Source organism: Shewanella sp. 1CM18E (assembly GCF_023161665.1).
In the GTDB taxonomy this organism is placed as follows: Bacteria; Pseudomonadota; Gammaproteobacteria; order Enterobacterales; family Shewanellaceae; genus Shewanella.
On sequence record NZ_JALNTW010000022.1, the window covers coordinates 26517 to 45064 of the forward strand.

The following is an 18548-nucleotide window of genomic DNA, read 5'->3' on the forward strand; positions in this document are numbered from 1 at the left end:
GAAATGGTGTTGCGAATCTTAAATAAAGAGCCCCTAGGGGCCCTTTAAAGGTAATTTATTTAACTGAACGAATTACTTTTTTATTGGCGTAACTTGTTTTGGTAGGTACTTTTTAGTCGCCTTTAACTCTGAAAGGTATGGGCCTTTATGTAATTTTTCCGGCCAATCAAGTAACATCATCGCTAACACGTTTCTGTGTTCGCCAATCACCAGATCTGGGTTACCTCTTGGTGATGGAATGATTTGTTCTTTTTGATCAAATGCATTGATGATGTGCTGCTGGGTTTTCTTTACAACAGGGTTGTTTGGCTGGCCAGCTAATAAGAAGCTAATGCCAACTTCAGCAATAATATCGTCCGTGGCGTCTTTTAAGATCCGGTCAATATTGTGCTCAAAATGATCTAAAATCCAAGCAAATTCTTTTGCATCGACATTGTGTTGGTAGTACTCACTCGCGGCAAAAATGAAGTGGGTCATACCGTATAATTTGTTGCGGTACTGCTTTTTATCTAGCGTTTTGTCTTTATTGTCAGGATAAACATCAATAAATGCTTGTTTGTAATCTGCTAGATAATCACCTACACCAATCTGCTTTGCCCAATAAACGTAGTTAATGAGCTGCGCAGCCCACGTTTCTATCATGGCTTTATCAGTTAAACCGGTTTTTAAGTCGGCTTTCTTCAGTGCTGCAGTAAGCTGTTCATGACATGGACCGGTAAAACCAAACTCATCAATACGGCTTGAGTAACGCAATAATACATCGGTATAGAAAATGAATTCAGGGAAGGGTTGTAATGCCTTTTTACGTGCTTTAGCACGTGGTCCTTTACCCAGAACCGAAATTGCTTGTTCTGCTTGTTCAGAGATAAAGCCGGGCTTATCACTATTACAGGCGTAAAACGCTTGAGCTTCAGTGACAGCGTATAAATCAACAAGTGCAGCATTGGCGTATTTAGCATCGCCAGTCATCCGATATTGACGAATGCCGTAGTGACCTTGCACGCGAGGAGGCAATTCAAATAGATGCTCTTCAAGGTTGTTTTTGATCCCTTGATAAACTTGTGCCTTAGTTGACTCTGTTACAGCAAGGTCGGCGGCAAAACTATTGGCGCAAAAAAGTGCAGCTGCGAGGGTGCTGATCTTGAGGATTGAAGGCATATTGAGTCCTTTTGATGAGTGAGTCACTGGTTATTGGCTCCCCTAGTAATAATTGCAATCGAGTTGCTAAATCGCTAGCGGTTTCATTAACCACTAAGTTGTTGAAAACAAGTTTTTGATTCTGACAGTCTTTTGTCGACTGGTAAATATCCTTGGCTACGGCTTGTTGCCAGATGTTCTGGTAGTAAATTGGTCCTTGGTACACAATGCCACTAAAACTATAGGCAGAATCGCTAATTTTATCCCAACTCTTACCAAATGCGAGCGTAAATGCTTTACTTAAATCGAATTTGTTGTTGCTGTCTGCCGCTAAATAAGTATTGAATGCGACCTTAGCGCGAAACACCTGTAGCTGCGCTGAATAACGCTGCAATATTGCCTCTCTGCTATCGAATGTCGGTGTCGGTAAAAGCTTAGCTCTAAGCCAAGTTTGTAGCCAAAGCTGGTCGATTTTGGCGCTGTCCTGGGTTTCGCCTAGGGTATTATTAAGATAATACTTATCGCCACTGGCTAGCTGACTAACAATTTGCGCAAATACGTTAATCACCTGACTTTGGGTTTTATATTGGCTTAAATTAGTGGGAAGTGTTAGCTCAAATTGACCAAACTGTTGGCCAACCACAGTATGACGAATCGCTTTGGCCTTAATCCTTTTACCAAGATTGACATAAACCTCACCAATTAATCGCTGTTCATGGTAAATACGATACAGCTTTGGATTAACCTCAGAAAAGCGGATCCCAAGCGTTTCGAGTTGGGCACCTATTTGTTGTAGCCATAACTTTGAGCTGTATGACTCGACTTTTGTTGACTGCGCTTTTGCGAGTAACTGGCCGAGATCCCAAGGGGCGATATTAATAGCTTGAGTTTGCGCATCTAAAAATTTAGCGACTAATCTCGGCTTAGCTAGCCATTGCTGACTCAGCATAGTATCGACATAGTCAGTAAAACCTGCTTGTGTGGCTTGTTGTTGGCGCAACTCTGTGATTTGCATGAGTGCGGTGTGGTTTTTTACCGATGCGCGACCTTGATATGCTTGCCACACTTCTTTTCTACATTGTTCATTGGGCTGTTTAATTAAATAGCTGGCTAAAGAGTCGTTAAAGGATTTGTCGCGCTGAGGTGTGACTTGCTCAGTTGTTACTTGTTCAGTAATCGCTGCAGTCTGATCTAATTTACAACGCTGGCCAATAAAATTCAGGCTTAATAACTGGCTACTCACACCTTGCTTAAAAGCCGCCTGCGCCGTATGTAATTGCGCTTTATCGTAGGGGTTTTCGGTGTTTTTTGCTAAACGATTGATGCGTTTTACTAGCGCTTGAATATTCGGATCTTGACTGGCGGCGAGTTTAAAGCGAATGGATTGAAATTCTGCAGACTTAAAAAATAGCGCTAGCTCGTCAGCTAGATATAACTGACATTGCAACACACGCTCACGATCAGCGTATGTGAGTGGAAATTGACGATAATACTTGAGTCTATCGTTGATATTGAAAAAGCCAATGAGGTTTCGTTCAAGCTCGATGGCTTGGTTTTCTATAGTAAAATTATTGTTTTCGTTAGGCTTGTTAGCTTGATTATCTAAATTGGGCTTAACAGGAAACTGATAACTAAGACATTGCTCGACTAACAGTGGGATAGGAGATACGGCAGCATAAGCTGCCGTATTAAAGCAAAACAAACACCAAATAGCTGGCTTTAACAGCCATTGACGCAGATTAGCTGTTGGCACTGAAATGGATTTTGGCGTAGGCCACACGTTCTTCGACTGTCATATTATGGTTGCCCATTTTTTCAACGTGGCGAAGATTAGGTAAAATACCGCGACCATTAGCAATCTGGATCGCTAATCCTGGGCGAGCATTTAGCTCAAGCAAAAGCGGGCCTTTATTTTTATCCAGAACCATATCGGTACCTAGATAGCCAAGTTCTGACATTTCATAAGCCATAGAAGCTGTATGCAATAGCGTATCCCATTGAGGAACTTGTATCGAAATTAGCTCTTTTTGCGTGTCAGGGTGCAGATCAATAGGTTGGTCAAACTGCACAGCATGGAGGCCTTTGCCTGTTGCAATATCAATTCCGACACCCACAGCCCCTTGGTGCAAGTTTGCCTTGCCGTCAGATGCTGCAGTAGATAATCGTAACATGCCCATAATTGGAAAGCCTTTAAAGATGATCAGACGAATGTCTGGTACACCTTCATAAGAGTAACCATCAAACACAGGATCAAATTGAATCAAGCCCTCTACAATGGCCACATCAGGCTTACCGCCTAATGAAAATAGCCCACTGAGTACGTTAGAAACGTGACGGTCCACTTCTGAAGGAGTGACTTCTTGACCATTGGGCTTGTAGTATCGTCCATTCTCAACTTTGGTAACCACCAAGATCCCTTTACCGCCAGAACCTTTGGATGGCTTGATCACAAAGCCGTCAGTGTTGTTTACCATGCCAGGAATATCAGCAATGCCGTGTTGCTCAGATACCGTACCAATTAGGTCTGGCACGGCGATATTATTCGCCAATGCCAATTGCTTAGTGGTTAATTTATCATCGACTCGCTTGTAAAACTTACGCGGGTTATAGCGACCGATGTAGTCGATATTACGTTTATTCATACAAAGCACGCCGTTACGGCGTAAATCTGATGGCTTAGCTAGAAACATTATTTTTCTCCAGCTAGTGGCTTGAAGCGTTTAAGTTCAAGCAAGCGATATCCTGTGTATTGGCCCATTAATAACACTAATGCCAAAATGACCAAGTGAATACCTAAGAAGTTAAATACCCAGTGCTGAACCCAAGTTGCGCTCATTGCTAAGTAGGCAAGGGTTGCCACAAATAGGCTACCGCCACCTTGCACGATAACTTCTTTCGGGCCTTCTTCTTCCCAAAGGATAGACATTCTCTCAATGGTCCATGCCAAGATAATCATCGGGAAGAAAGTAATGGTTAAACCTTCGCTTAAGCCAAACTTATACGACAGCAAGGTAAATAAGCCGATAATCCCTATCACCACGATAATTACCGCGGAGATCCTGGAGATGAGCAAGAGGTTGAGCTCAGACAGATATGAGCGGATCATCAAGCCAAATGCCACAATCAATAGGAAACCAATTAAGCCTGTAAACAGCGTAGTTTGAATAAAGGCGAGGGCAATTAGCACCGGCATGAAAGTACCCGATGTTTTAATACCGATAAGTACGCGCAGGAACACGACCATAAGTACGCCAATTGGGATCAGTAAAATACCTTTGAATAAGCTTTGTTCTTCTAGTGGTAATTGATATAGCGAGAAATCTAACGCATTGTCGTTTTTCATTACATCAATTGCTGTTGCCAACGCTGAACGCGTGTCTTGCAGCATTGAGAAGTTAACTTGAGAGTTTACGCCGCCAATCACATCCAGTACTGATGTGCCTGAGCGATCCCACAGCAGTAGGTTATCAGGACGGCCCTGAGTGCCTTCTTCTGCGTTAAATAGATGCCATTGGCCGTCATTATACACTTCAACAAAATTAGATAATTGCTGTCTACGGCGCTGATCTTCTAAATAAAGACCACTGACTTCTTTAGCTGGGATCTCTTTGCTATGCAGCATACGGATAAACAATTTAGTTGGTGAATTGCTGGTCAGCAGTAGCTCAATATTCTGGCTACGCTCGTTGGCGTTTAATTCTTTATTTAGCTGTTGAGCAAAAGAAAGGTTAGTCGCGCTTTTTGACCATACTTCATCAATAGCCTGTTCTGCTGCAGCTTGCTCTGTTGCTGGCCATGTGTACGTAGATGGGCTTTGTGGCTCTTTGTCTTCCAAAAGCTTGTCTTGGCCTGTTGGAATGAGCGTGACTTTGTAATAAAGATCTTGAGTACCGGTTGCACTGCGAATCGACCAAATTGCGCGGCGATCAATGGCATTATTCGTAATAGTTAAGCCGTAACCTGGCGAGGTCGCGTTCTCTACCAAAATTTCATAAGCAGGATCTTCAGGCAGAGAGAACGATACCTCTGCAGGCTCGCCTGTACCACGAAAGCTCACTTTGGCGTCAACAGCCCAGCTTTGCACTTGCTTACCTGGTAAAAAAGGTACGCTGTGCTCTATGCCGCGATAAACGCTAGCCGCAATACCGCTAATAAATAGCAATGCGACTAAAATGTAAAAGGGTTTTCTAGAATGCATTTGCAATTATCCTATTTATTGGCTTTAGACGACTTAGCGTCTTGTTTTTTTCCGTGGATAAAGGTTTGTCCAACATCTACTACGGCGATATCTTGCATAAACTTACGGCCAAGTAAAAGTGGATACTCTAAATGGCTACGGTCACTCAGGTTTAAATCCGTTTCAGCTTTGTACTGACCAATTTCAAGATGAGCATGGATCACTGGACGGCGATCACTTTTATCTTCTGCATCTTGCTTAATACGTACAAAACGTTCAACTTTTGATTCGAAGGTTTTAGCGGGTTGCTTTTCGCCTTGGGTGAACACGTCAAAACGAACCCATTGGCTACCATCTCTTTCAAATAAAATGATATTTCGAGCATCAAGTGAAGATGACTCTGCACCGGTATCGATACGGGTCTCGAAGCTTGATTTCACTTCATCAATATAAACATGCTCTACGGCGCCAAGCATAAACTTATCGCCAATCGGTGATGGTGGGCATTGTGCTGGTGCGACGACCGGCACAACCGCGGGTTCTGGTTTTATGTTTATTTCAGCAACTTTGTTATTGAGTTCGTCAATTTGAGCTGTAAGCGCTGCGAACCCCGCAGATTGCGCTTGATCGCAATTATTAATTGCCGCAAGAATATTAGTTTCTTGCTTCGTTAAACTGGCTTCAAGCGCAGTGGCATCAACTGGAATTGGTGCATTCTTGTCGTTAGTCGTTGCACAACCTGCAAGAGCGGTTGTGACTGCGGCAATACAAATTATCTGCTTGAACATAGTGCTTCCCATTTACTATTGGCTAGATTAAGTCTTTGTTTGGCTGATTTTTAGTGGCGATAATCGTCGCTCTTTTAGGCGCCGGATAACCTTCAACCGTTAGGCTAACATCATTAGGGTCTAAATAATCTACCAATGATTCATTTGGCATCCATTTGGTGCGTCTTTGTTCTGCTAGCGAGGTGACATCCACGTCAACACAACGAATATCGGTAAAGTCGCACTTCTTTAACCACAGCATAAGTGCGGCAACAGAGGGTAAGAACCATACGTTGTTCATTTTTCCATAACGGTCATTTGGTACTAAAACTGTGTTTTCATCACCATCTACAACCAGCGTCTCAAGTACCAGTTCACCACCAGTACGTAGTTGATCTCTTAATTGATAGATATGATCAATAGGAGAGCGGCGGTGATACAGCACGCCCATTGAAAATACAGTGTCAAATGCATCAAGTGCAGGTAATTCTTCAATCCCTAATGGCAGGAAGTGAATAGGGTGCTGGTTACCGGCTAAGCGCTTAACTGCTTCAAACTGGCACATAAATAGTGGTGATGGGTCGATACCAACAACGTGTTTAGCACCTTCACCTAACATGCGCCACATATGGTAGCCGCTACCGCAACCCACATCGAGAACGGTACGATTAGCCAGTGGTGAAATATGTGGTACAACGCGATCCCACTTCCAGTCAGAGCGCCATTCTGTATCGATTTCAACACCATGTAATGAATATGGGCCTTTGCGCCACGGCTTAAAAATACCTAATAGGTTTTCAAGCTTTTCACGTTCACCATCACTTAGTTGCTCACCTGAACCAATTTTTACACTGCTTTTAAAGTCAATGATGTCTGCTTCAGGATAGTGCAGTTTATTTAGCACTTTTTCCCACTTAGGTAGTGATCCGTGCTTATGTTCGCGCTGCCATTGGCCAAGGATCGCTGGCAGGGTTTCCAGCCAGTGTTGCAGGCTAGAATCTGAAATTTGTTTGTAAAACGAGCTAAAGCTAATCACTTAATTGCCACCATTGATGCAAAATTAAAACATTGGAACCATACACTGAACTGCTCAAACCCTTGGGCTCTAATTCTTGCCTCATGTTCGGCTAGCGTATCAGGTTTCATGACATTTTCTAACGAGCTACGCTTCTGGCTGATTTCTAACTCACTGTAACCATTTGCTCTTTTGAAATCGAGATGTAAATCATCTAGCGTTGACTGAATTTTGTCTTCTTTAAAATACAGTTTCTCAGAAAGGACCAGTAAGCCACCAGGTATCAGTCCTTGGTAAATATTTTTCAGTAAATTCTCACGATCGCTCGGCGCTAAAAATTGCATAGTAAAATTGAGTACAACAAGTGACGCATTTTCAATTTTGAGATCTCTAATATCACCGCAAACTAGCTCTACAGGGGTTTCACTGACATAAGCAGCAAGGTTTTCATTGCAACGCTCAATCATCGATTCGCTATTATCGATAGCCACAATTTGACAGTTGCGTCCCTCTACTCGGCGGCGAATGCTTAACGTTGCTGAGCCTAACGAGCAACCTAAGTCGTAAATTTTTGTATTTGGCGCAGCATATTTTTGTGCCAGATCACCAATAGTATTAATGATTTGCCCATAGCCAGGTACTGAGCGCCTGATCATGTCATTAAAGACACCGGCTACTTTGTCATCGAATTGAAAGTCGCTGACTTGTTTGTAAGGCTTGGCAAAAAGATTGTCTTGTGAAGAGTTCATGTGATCAGATCGTGGGAGTTCAACACTTTATTCTAGCTAAACATGACACTTAGCAGCAAGGCTAGCACTGGAAATTCCCCATAAAATTTTGTCTAATAGCAATAATAAAACAAAAAATAAGCAAAAATTTAACCTTTTTGGGAAATGTAATTGAAAACTATCACTTGTTTGTTGCTTGCCTTTTTAGTCTTGCTGGTTTCGTTTCCTGCAATATCTAGCGCAGTTGAAGCTAAGCCGCCAATTATTATTGCGATGAGTAATGATACCTATCCGTTTCAATTTGTTGATGAAAATAATCAACCAAGCGGACTCCTAGTGGATATTTGGCTTGAATGGTCAAAACAAACCAACACTCAAGTGATTTTTAAACCAACCAATTGGGTTGATTCAACCACTAATCTGGATAATCGGGTTGCAGATGTGCATATGGGCATGGCTAAAACTAGTGCCAGAGAAGATTTGTATCAGTTCGGGCCAAAAATATTAAATTTTCAGAGTTTTTTGTATATCAATTACCAGCTACCTAAGCCGCAAAATTTAGCTGATCTATTACCTTATAAAATTGGTGTTGTTCGAGGCGCCGCGCAAATAGCACTGTTACAAAAGCAAGAACCTAGACTGACCTTTAGCTTTTATGAAAACCGGACTGAATTACTTAAAGCAGTTATCAATGGTGAAGTTTTTGTATTTGTTAGCTTGGAAGGTTTTTTAAGAGAGAGCCAAATAAATAACACTATTTCGGTGCAGTTTCCAAAGGATAATCGTAAATCGATTGCCAAGATGTCTTTTTATCCGGCGTTACTAAAATCTAATGAGGAATTATTAAAGCAGATCTCTGCGGGATTCGAGGCCATTCCTGAAAACGTTATTGATAGTTATGTTAAGCAGTGGCTCGGAGATAAACGCTACCAAAATGACATAGTTATCGCAATGCAGTCGGGTGTAGGGCCTTATGTAGACATAGGCGCAGATGACTTACCTCATGGCTTGCTGGTCGATATATGGAAATTATGGTCAGAAAAAACGGGCCTACCAATCCGCTTTGTTGCAGGGAACATGAAGCAAAGTGTTGATTACGTGAAAAGGGGCATAGCCGATGTACACCTTGGTTATCCTGAAAGCGCTTCGATACAAACGGGGCTAAATCGTGCCCACACCATTTACCAAGTCACTAGTCGATTATTTTCCTACCAACAGCCACTTATGTCTTTGGACGAACTTAAAGGTAAAGTAGTGGGAGTTGCACCCACTTCTCCTTATTTAACCGATTTAATTGATACGCTGCCTGATTCAGAAATTCGTTACTACTCCTCAGTGAGTAAAATGATTGAAATGGCAAAAAAAGGTGAAATAAGTGCATTTGTCGCCGCCGGTGCTTGGACTCAGCATCACTTGTTACTTAATCAAAATTGGGATTTGTTTCATCAGTTTGGCGGACTTGAATTTAAAACTGACCTGTATGTGTTAAATCGCAATAAAGATGTTGGTTTTTCGGCGCGAGTGGCTGCCGGCTTTCAGCAGATCTCTTTAGCTGAGCTGGCAGCTATTGAGCGCAAATGGATGCTAAATCCAGATGACCGCATTTATCGTGAGCAGGGCGGTATGGTTGAGTTAACTGCTCAGCAACAAGCGATTATAAATAACATTGGACCAATAAAGGTTGGTTATTTACGTGACTGGCGGCCGATGGAATTTGAACTTGATGGTGAATATTCGGGAATTAACAGCGATATAGTCAATATTGTGGCTAAAGAGCTTGACTTAAAAGTGACCACACAGGCGTTTGATGAATGGCAAACATTATTAGATGCGCTTATTTCTGGATCTGTTGATATGGTTGCCAGCGTTGCACAAACTGCGGAGCGACAAGGTCAAATTGGTTTCTCTGCACCTTATTGGCCATCACCTTGGGGACTTGTTACTCAATATAGCAATATTAATGTATTCGGTTTAGATGAGCTCAGTGGTCAGCGGGTCGCCGTTGTTGAGGGCTATCATATTGTTAGGCAATTAATGCAGCAATACCCAGATTTAAAGTTAGTGTTGGTGCCTCATAGTCAAGCGGGCTTGCAGGTGGTTAGTGAAGGCAAAGCTGATGTGTTTATCGACAAAGTTGTTAATTTGAGTAATGGATTAAGGAATGGCGATTATTCAAGTTTGAAAATGTCGATGTTGGTCGACTTTGCTGAGCAACGTAGTCACATTGGTGTGCACTTAAGTAAAAAAGCATTGTTACCATTAATGAATAAAGTATTAGCCAGTATTGACCCTGAAACTCAAAAAAACATTCATCAAAAATGGGTGGCACAAACAATCGAGTTTGGTCGTGATGAATACCACAAACAGCTGCAATTTGGCTTAGTGATATTTGTGGTATTAATGCTTGTGGTTATTGTGGCTTTATTCGCGATTAGGCACTTGCGTAAAGAGGTTGATAGACGGATAACCGCTGAATCCAAAATGGCCCATTTTGCTAAGCATGATAGTTTGACTCAGCTACCTAATCGCTCGCTTATCGAGGATCGGTTAGAGCAAGCGATTTTGTTACATACGCGCACCACGGCGCAGTTTGCGGTTATCTTTATCGACCTTGATGGCTTTAAGCTGATAAACGATCAGTTCGGCCATCATGCAGGTGACGACTTTTTAGTGCACGTCAGTGGTGTATTAAAACATGGGATCCGTCGCTCTGACACGATTGGGCGCTTAGGCGGTGATGAATTTGTGGTTATTTTGAATGATATAAAAGACATCAAGTCAGTTTATGAGGTTGCTGAAACTCTATTGGCGAGTTTAGCACTGCCATTTACTTTACAAGATTCAGAGGTTTCAGCATCTGCCAGCATAGGTATTGCAGTATTCCCTAAAGACGGTAATAGCATAGATGGCCTATTAAAAACTGCGGATAAGCAAATGTATCGCGCTAAACACTCAGGCGGCAGGGCGTACCGCAGTCAATAGCGCTAAACTTGGGCTGGGTTATTTTCCAGATGAGTTTTGAATGAGCGTTGTTATCTTGGCGAGAGCAAATGAGCCCAAGAATTGTTTATTTAAGTCGCGATTACGCATACCGGACTTGAAAAGTTTGTAGTATGTCAGCCCAGAGTTATTAAAACCTAAGTAAACTAGTGATAGCTCATTGACAGCTTAAGATAAGTTTTTAATCTAAATTGGTGGATAGTTAGCCGACTAGTCGATAAGTTATTTGGAAAACGGCAATATTTCTCTATAATGCCCGTTTTGTCTTGTTTTGAACCAGATCCTCAAGCATCGCTTTGCGGAATAAAGGAAGAGTTAAATGCGCAGTCATTATTGTGGAGACGTCAATAAGTCTCACGTAGGTCAAGAAGTGACCCTAGTGGGTTGGGTTAACCGCAGCCGAGATTTAGGCGGCGTAGTTTTTCTCGATTTACGTGATAGAGAAGGTATTGTTCAAGTTGTTTACGATCCAGACCTTCCAGAAGTGTTTGATGTTGCAAGCACACTACGCAGTGAATTTTGTGTTCAGATTAAAGGCCTTGTAAGAGCAAGACCAGATAGCCAAGTTAACGCTGACATGCGTACTGGTGAGATTGAGATCTTAGGTCTAGAGCTAACTATTTTAAATAGCTCTGCGCCATTGCCAATCAACATGGACAAAAACCAGCACAACACTGAAGAGCAACGTCTTAAGTACCGTTACTTAGACTTACGTCGTCCTGAAATGGCTGATCGCATTGTATTCCGCTCTAAAGTAACTAGTGCTGTTAGACGTTTCTTAGACGGCAACGGTTTCTTAGATATCGAAACCCCAATTCTGACTAAAGCGACGCCAGAAGGTGCACGTGATTACCTAGTACCAAGCCGTACTTATAAAGGTCAGTTCTTCGCATTGCCGCAATCTCCACAATTGTTTAAGCAGTTGTTGATGATGTCTGGTTTTGACCGCTATTATCAAATCGTTAAGTGTTTCCGTGATGAAGACTTACGTGCTGACCGTCAGCCTGAATTTACCCAGATCGATATTGAAACTTCATTCATGACATCAGCTCAAGTGATGGACAAGACTGAAGAAATGGTACGCGGCCTGTTCAAAGAGCTATTGAATGTTGATTTAGGCGAGTTCCCTAAAATGACATTCGAAGAAGCGATGCGTCGTTTCGGTTCTGATAAGCCTGATTTACGTAACCCGCTAGAACTAATTGATGTTGCTGACATCGTTAAAGACGTTGAGTTTGCGGTATTTAACGCTCCAGCAAACGATCCTGAAGGTCGCGTTGCGGTACTAAGCATTCCTGGCGGCGCTAAACTTTCACGTAAGCAGTTAGATGAATACGCTAAGTATGTGACTATTTACGGTGCTAAAGGTCTAGCTTGGATGAAGGTTAATGACCTTGCTCAAGGTATGGAAGGCATTCAGTCTCCAGTACTTAAGTTCCTAAGCGAAGATGTGGTTAAAGCGTTACTTGAGCGTACTGGCGCACAAACTGGCGATCTAATCCTATTTGGTGCTGATAAAGCTAACATCGTTGCAGAAGCAATGGGTGCACTACGCCTTAAAGCGGGCGAAGACTTTGACTTGCTACAGGGCGAGTGGAAGCCTCTTTGGGTTGTTGACTTCCCAATGTTTGAACGCACATCTGACGGCGGTTTGCATGCAATGCACCACCCATTCACTGCGCCAAGTAACATGACACCAGAAGAGCTAGAAGCGAATCCAATTGCTGCTATTTCTGATGCATATGACATGGTACTAAACGGCTGTGAATTAGGCGGTGGTTCGGTACGTATTCACGATAGCAAAATGCAGTCAGCAGTATTTAGAATTCTAGGTATTAATGACGAAGAAGCGAGTGAGAAGTTTGGTTTCTTATTAGAAGCATTGCGTTACGGTACACCACCACACGCAGGTTTAGCATTCGGTCTTGACCGTATCATCATGTTGATGACAGGTGCTAGCTCAATTCGTGACGTTATGGCGTTCCCTAAAACAACCACAGCAGCTTGTCCGTTAACTAACGCGCCAGGTTTTGCTAATCCGGTTCAGTTAGCTGAACTCGGTGTCAGTGTTGTTGAGGCTGAGCCAAAAGCTGATGCTAAAGACGCTGAATAATAAAGTGTGATTAAGAGCCGAGTTAAGACTCGGCTTTTTTTTCGACAAAATATACCCAAGTGACTTACATCCAACAAAAGCAAATTAAGTTGTAAAGCCTGTTTAGGTTGTTTGGGTATAAATTAAGGAGATAGAGATGGCAGGTCATAGTAAATGGGCCAATATTAAGCACCGTAAGGCTGCTCAAGATGCAAAGCGCGGAAAGCTATTTACCAAATTTATTAGAGAATTAACTGTAGCAGCGCGAGAGGGCGGCTCAGATCCAGATTCAAATCCTAGATTGCGTGCGGCTATCGACAAATCGTTATCAAATAATATGACCCGTGACACCGTTGAACGTGCCATTAAGCGCGGCGCAGGTGAGTTAGATGGTCAAGTATTAGAAACCATTATTTATGAAGGCTATGGTCCGGGCGGCACCGCGGTGTTGGTTGAAACCATGACGGACAATAAAAACCGTACCGTATCTGGTGTGCGTAATGCCTTCAGTAAATCTGGCGGTAATCTAGGAACTGACGGTTCAGTTGCATACCTATTTGATAAAAAAGGTATTATCTCTTATGAAGGGGTTGATGAAGACACTGTGATGGACGCTGCTTTAGAAGCTGGTGCTGAAGATGTGGTCACCCATGAAGATGGCTCAATTGATGTACTAACATCACCTGAAGATTTTGGTGTGGTTAAAGATGCACTCGATGCTGCAGGTCTTGAGTCAGTGAATGCCGAAGTGACTATGGTGCCTTCAACAAAAGCAGAACTTGATGCTGATACAGCACCTAAGTTTTTACGCTTAATCGATAATCTTGAAGATCATGACGATGTACAAGAGGTGTACCATAACGCCGATATTTCTGACGAAGTCATGGAAAGTTTGGAATAAGTAATTTATGGCAATTATTTTGGGAGTCGATCCCGGCTCTCGGATCACCGGTTATGGTGTTATTAACTGTGTTGGTCGGCAGCAGATTTATCTTGGCAGTGGTTGTATTCGAACCAGTTCTGATGAGTTACCACAGCGATTAAAACAGATCTTTGATGGCCTTTCAGAGATCATCAGACAATATCAGCCTGACGAGTTTGCTATTGAGCGGGTTTTTATGGCCAAAAACGCAGATTCGGCGTTAAAACTTGGTCAAGCTCGTGGCGCTGCAATTGTTGCGGCTACGGCGGCTAACTTACCGGTTGCAGAGTACAGTGCTACGCAGATCAAAAGTGCGGTTGTTGGTACAGGCCGCGCACAAAAAACACAAGTACAGCATATGATCCAACAACTGCTTAAATTACCCAGTGCACCGCAGGCTGATGCGGCTGATGCACTTGGTGTGGCGGTGTGTCATTATCATACTTGCCAAAGCTTAGTTGCCTTGGGCGGCAGAGCAAATGTAAGAACATATGGACGATATAAATGATAGGTCGTATACGCGGTGTATTAATTGAAAAGCAAGCACCTGAAGTTGTGGTGGATGTTGCGGGTGTTGGCTATGAAATTCAAATGCCATTAACCAGTTTTTATGAGCTGCCAGAGCTAGGTCAAGAAGCGGTGATCTTTACTCACTTTGTGGTGAGAGAAGATGCGCAGCTGCTTTATGGCTTTATTTCAAAGCAAGAAAGAAGCTTATTTAGATTATTGATTAAAGCAAACGGCGTTGGGCCAAAACTAGGCTTAACCATTCTTTCAGGCATGACTGCCGGTGAGTTTGTTGCCTGTGTTGAGCGCGATGATATAGCAACACTTGTTAAGCTTCCTGGTGTAGGTAAGAAAACCGCAGAACGTTTATTGGTTGAGATGCGTGACAAGCTTAAGAGCTTGATGGAAACATCGGTTGGCTCAGAGCGAGAATTTGTTTTGCAATCTAACTATAAAGCACCTGAAGTGGTTAACACTGCAGAAGAAGATGCAATTGCAGCGTTATTATCTCTTGGTTATAAACCTGCTCAAGCGAGCAAGGCGGTATCGTCAGTTTATACTGCAGATATGACGTCTGAGATGTTAATTAAATCCGCTCTTAAATCGATGCTTTAAGGAACTGTAGATGATTGAAGCTGACCGATTAATACAGCCACATGTGTTAGACCGAGACGAAGTCGAAGCCGTTGATCGCGCAATGCGGCCTAAGCTGCTTGATGAATACACAGGCCAAGATGATACCCGTGCACAACTAAAAATCTTTATTGAAGCTGCGCAAAAGCGCAGTGAAGCACTCGATCATATGTTGATTTACGGCCCGCCCGGTTTAGGCAAAACCACATTAGCTATGATTGTGGCTAATGAAATGGGTGTGAATATTAAGTCAACATCTGGCCCTGTGCTTGAAAAAGCGGGAGATTTGGCAGCACTATTGACCAACCTTGAGCCTAATGACGTGTTGTTTATCGATGAAATTCATCGTTTAAGCCCTGTTGTCGAGGAGATTTTGTATCCAGCAATGGAAGATTATCAACTCGATATTATGATAGGTGAGGGGCCTGCAGCCCGTTCAATAAAGTTGGACTTGCCACCTTTTACGCTCGTTGGCGCCACTACTCGTGCAGGTGCATTAACTTCGCCACTTAGGGCACGTTTTGGTATTCCGCTTAGACTTGAATTTTATAATGTAAAAGATCTTTCAAGCATTGTATCGCGCTCAGCTAAAGTGATGGGGCTAGAAATTGATGATGAAGGCGCAATAGAAGTCGCAAGACGCTCGCGAGGCACACCGCGGATCGCTAACCGTTTACTTAGACGCGTTAGAGATTTCGCTGAAGTGAAACATAGCGGTGCAGTAACTAAATCGATTGCCGATGAAGCGTTAGATATGCTTGATGTTGACGCTGAGGGTTTCGACTACATGGACAGAAAGTTGTTACTGGCGATTATTGATAAGTTTATGGGCGGCCCAGTTGGTTTAGATAACTTAGCAGCGGCAATTGGTGAAGAGCGCGAAACCATTGAAGATGTGCTTGAGCCATTTTTAATTCAACAAGGTTTTATACAACGTACACCAAGAGGACGTATCGCGACTAACAGAGCCTATAGCCACTTTAACATCATCAAGCCAGAGGCTTAGCGATTAATAAAAAGCTTATTTTAAGTCACAGTATACTTATTGGCCGAAATGTTTAATCTTTTGAGCTGGTTTTATACGGGGTATAAGTCATTATAACTGGAGCAGTACTGCTACTGCTCCGTTACTCTGAGTACATATTGCGGAAACTTTTGCCCGGCAGTCGCTTTTTTCCCCGCCGCTACTTTAGCGCCAATAGAAATTATTTCTCCATTCACTCCTGGGTTTTCAAGCGCAATTGTTGGAAAACTCTTATAAGTTTTATTTTTATACCTAACTCTCAACGTTTTTAAATTTACTTTGGTTTCATTAGCAAGCTGAAAAAACTCAATAGTTATTGGTTTCGTGCTGTCAGAAGTGACTAAATATTTACCTTGGTAATAGTCATTATCGAGCAAGGTTGCATTGGTTCCCCCACCAAGATTACCTTTCCAGTTTACGATAACTACTGTGGATTTGTTTAGGTTCTTAACGGTGGTCGGGTACTTCAGTGGCTGGATCTCAGTAATGATAACCGCAGCGTGAGCTATTGATGTACTTAAAACGTAGCTCATGAGGGTGGCTGTTAATACCAATACCGCTCGATAAACAGCGAGGTGTCTTGTGCTATTTAATGAATTAAACATATTTCCCCTTGTTATAGTTTTAATGGGTCTCGTTATGTTACTGAAAAGTTAACAGTTGGAAAAGCCGTAAAATAACAACCGGACAGAAACAACAGTAATTAGTCGTTCAAAAATTAGACTGAAAGAGATTTTATCTAGTATAAAAGTATATTTTTGAGTGTTCACTCTAGACTAAAGGGTTATGTTTAATAATTATATACTAGCTGTTTAAGTTATAAGTATTTGTAACCCATAATAAAAATAAGTAATTATTTATACTGCAAATATTGTTTTAGTTGGAATTAATTGTGTGTCAAAGTCTGTTTAGTTGGTTTTTAATCCTGTTTGGTGTTTTCTTAAAACCACATAAAACTTATGGACTATGCTTTATCGAATTTTTCTCTTATTACAGTTTTATGAAGTGGACTTTGCAGCTATTGAAGAATGTAATGAAATTGTTATAAGTTTTGTTTCAAGCAACGCATTAAAGATAATTACTACGGTAGATCAGTGGCTTAATAATCCTTAATTAGCATAGCGAAAATATGAAAATATTCGATAAAACTTAGGAAATGGATAATGACAAATAAAATACTACTTTCTACTCTTGTTGCATCATCACTACTACTTTCTGCTAGCGTTACTGCTGAGGATGCAACGGGCACAGCGAATTTCAATCTAGTCTACCCACTAACTGTAACTGAAGCTGCAGTCATGGAGTTTGGTGATGTGTCGATTGCTGCTGATGGCAGCTGTGCGGTTGATTACCTTGGTTCTGCAACGGGAAGTGCATGTGTGTCGGGGGGAGCAACATCTGCTGCAGGTTCATTCACCGTTGGAGGTGCAAATGGTGTCGTTAATGTTTCAGTATCCGGTGCTGATAGCAGTGTAAATGGCGTAGTATTTACGCCAACGGTTGCAAATGCTTCTGAGACTATTGCTGGCAATAGTGCGACTATTAATGTTGCTGGTAATCTAGATATTACAGCTGCAACAGCAGCTGCAGGTACTCACGCTCTAAGTTATACATTGAGCGTGACTTACTAAATTTTTTAAGGGGCTATAAGTAAAATGACTTTATAGTCCCTATTTTAATCGACGAGAGTCGGTGCCGAAGTAAGCTATTTAAAACAATAAAAGAGGGTAAACCTCGTATATTAGCTAGGCGTAGATATGAAAAAAATTTTACTTTGCTGTATTGCTGCACTTTTGGCGTTTGATGCCTCTGCCAACCTACTTGTTAATCCTACTCGTGTAGAACTTGACCGTAAAAATACCAGTGCTGTTTTCTCTTTAGTCAATAAAAGCACGAGTTCTGCTCGTTACAATATCTATTTTGAAGATAAAAAAATGCTCAGCAATGGCGAGTATGTCGAATTATCAAAGCAAGAAGCTACCCACTCGCTAGCAAGTTTTGTACGTTATTCACCCCGTCGAGTTAATATAGAGCCTGAGCAGGGAGTACGAGTTCGTTTAGCTGCTCGTTTACCGAGAAATATTGCCCAAGGCGAATATCGTAGTTATATCGTTTTTCATCAGATCCCTTTAGCACCTATAAGTAGCACTGATGCAGCAGAGCAAAATGCTGACACATTCAGTTTGTCTATTTCTGCTTATATGAAAGTTGCTATCCCGGTTGTGATGCGAGTCGGGGATTTAACCAGCGAACTTAAGATTGAAAAAAGCGCGATTAATAGCAATAAGCAATCTATTGAGGTGACGCTGCTAAGAACTGGTGATCGCAGTAGCATTGGTGATATAGAGGTGATTAATCCGCAAACCAAGCAAATCGTCGGGGCAAATAAAAATGTCGCCATATACACTGAGGTTAACCAACGCCAGTTTTCAATACCTTTGAATCAGCCCGTTGCAGCAGGGACCAAGCTACTTATTCGTTATCAAGAGAATGACTCGCTTTTTCAAGCAAAAACCGTAGAGGCTAACTTGATAATATAGCCGACG

Annotated in this window: 16 protein-coding genes; 8 read left to right on the forward strand and 8 right to left on the reverse strand. The window is 42.2% G+C overall.

Annotation, left to right across the window (positions count from 1 at the left end; genetic code table 11):
• Positions 1–72: 72 nt before the first annotated feature.
• The 7 genes from MSG37_RS19665 to cmoA are packed head-to-tail and all read right to left on the reverse strand — an operon-like array spanning position 73 to position 7845.
• On the reverse strand, positions 73–1158 hold the full coding sequence (locus tag MSG37_RS19665; protein ID WP_248472365.1) for a DUF3541 domain-containing protein: 1086 nt from the start codon (positions 1156–1158) through the stop codon (positions 73–75).
• On the reverse strand, positions 1103–2917 hold the full coding sequence (locus MSG37_RS19670) for a M3 family metallopeptidase (protein WP_248472366.1): 1815 nt from the start codon (positions 2915–2917) through the stop codon (positions 1103–1105). The genes MSG37_RS19665 and MSG37_RS19670 overlap by 56 nt, the downstream gene beginning before the upstream one ends.
• On the reverse strand, positions 2877–3827 hold the full coding sequence (locus MSG37_RS19675; protein WP_248472367.1) for an alpha-L-glutamate ligase-like protein: 951 nt from the start codon (positions 3825–3827) through the stop codon (positions 2877–2879). The genes MSG37_RS19670 and MSG37_RS19675 overlap by 41 nt, the downstream gene beginning before the upstream one ends.
• On the reverse strand, positions 3827–5335 hold the full coding sequence (locus MSG37_RS19680; RefSeq protein ID WP_248472368.1) for an inactive transglutaminase family protein: 1509 nt from the start codon (positions 5333–5335) through the stop codon (positions 3827–3829). Before MSG37_RS19680 ends, MSG37_RS19675 begins: the two co-directional genes overlap by 1 nt.
• Before the next feature lie 11 nt (positions 5336–5346).
• A complete protein-coding gene (locus MSG37_RS19685; protein ID WP_248472369.1) occupies positions 5347–6102 on the reverse strand; it encodes an ATP-dependent zinc protease in 756 nt (251 codons plus the stop codon).
• 22 nt (positions 6103–6124) lie between these two features.
• Complete coding sequence (gene cmoB / locus MSG37_RS19690; RefSeq protein WP_248472370.1) at positions 6125–7117, reverse strand: tRNA 5-methoxyuridine(34)/uridine 5-oxyacetic acid(34) synthase CmoB; 993 nt, start codon at positions 7115–7117, stop codon at positions 6125–6127.
• Positions 7114–7845 carry a carboxy-S-adenosyl-L-methionine synthase CmoA gene (cmoA, locus tag MSG37_RS19695; protein ID WP_248472371.1) on the reverse strand — a complete coding sequence of 244 codons (732 nt, stop codon included), beginning with the start codon at positions 7843–7845 and terminating at the stop codon, positions 7114–7116. The genes cmoB and cmoA overlap by 4 nt, the downstream gene beginning before the upstream one ends.
• Before the next feature lie 150 nt (positions 7846–7995).
• Between cmoA and MSG37_RS19700 the strand changes: the two genes are divergently transcribed.
• From MSG37_RS19700 to ruvB, 6 genes are all read left to right on the forward strand, one after another.
• Positions 7996–10806 carry a transporter substrate-binding domain-containing protein gene (locus MSG37_RS19700; RefSeq protein ID WP_248472372.1) on the forward strand — a complete coding sequence of 937 codons (2811 nt, stop codon included), beginning with the start codon at positions 7996–7998 and terminating at the stop codon, positions 10804–10806.
• A gap of 337 nt (positions 10807–11143) precedes the next feature.
• Positions 11144–12937 carry an aspartate--tRNA ligase gene (gene aspS, locus MSG37_RS19705; protein ID WP_248472373.1) on the forward strand — a complete coding sequence of 598 codons (1794 nt, stop codon included), beginning with the start codon at positions 11144–11146 and terminating at the stop codon, positions 12935–12937.
• A gap of 136 nt (positions 12938–13073) precedes the next feature.
• Positions 13074–13817 carry a YebC/PmpR family DNA-binding transcriptional regulator gene (locus MSG37_RS19710; RefSeq protein ID WP_248472374.1) on the forward strand — a complete coding sequence of 248 codons (744 nt, stop codon included), beginning with the start codon at positions 13074–13076 and terminating at the stop codon, positions 13815–13817.
• A gap of 7 nt (positions 13818–13824) precedes the next feature.
• A complete protein-coding gene (gene ruvC, locus MSG37_RS19715) occupies positions 13825–14346 on the forward strand; it encodes a crossover junction endodeoxyribonuclease RuvC (protein WP_248472375.1) in 522 nt (173 codons plus the stop codon).
• Positions 14343–14960 carry a Holliday junction branch migration protein RuvA gene (gene ruvA / locus MSG37_RS19720; RefSeq protein ID WP_248472376.1) on the forward strand — a complete coding sequence of 206 codons (618 nt, stop codon included), beginning with the start codon at positions 14343–14345 and terminating at the stop codon, positions 14958–14960. Before ruvC ends, ruvA begins: the two co-directional genes overlap by 4 nt.
• A 10-nt stretch (positions 14961–14970) precedes the next feature.
• Positions 14971–15984, forward strand: coding sequence for a Holliday junction branch migration DNA helicase RuvB (ruvB, locus tag MSG37_RS19725; protein ID WP_248472377.1), 1014 nt, complete (start codon positions 14971–14973; stop codon positions 15982–15984).
• Between the two features lie 110 nt (positions 15985–16094).
• Here ruvB and MSG37_RS19730 read toward each other — a convergent pair whose 3' ends face one another.
• Positions 16095–16607: a hypothetical protein gene (locus MSG37_RS19730; protein ID WP_248472378.1), complete on the reverse strand. Its 513-nt coding sequence runs from the start codon at positions 16605–16607 to the stop codon at positions 16095–16097.
• A 558-nt stretch (positions 16608–17165) separates the two neighbouring features.
• Between MSG37_RS19730 and MSG37_RS19735 the strand changes: the two genes are divergently transcribed.
• Positions 17166–17633, forward strand: a complete 468-nt coding sequence (locus MSG37_RS19735; RefSeq protein ID WP_248472379.1) for a hypothetical protein — start codon at positions 17166–17168, stop codon at positions 17631–17633.
• 126 nt (positions 17634–17759) lie between these two features.
• Positions 17760–18542, forward strand: a complete 783-nt coding sequence (locus MSG37_RS19740; protein ID WP_248472380.1) for a hypothetical protein — start codon at positions 17760–17762, stop codon at positions 18540–18542.
• The last annotated feature ends 6 nt before the right edge of the window (positions 18543–18548 follow it).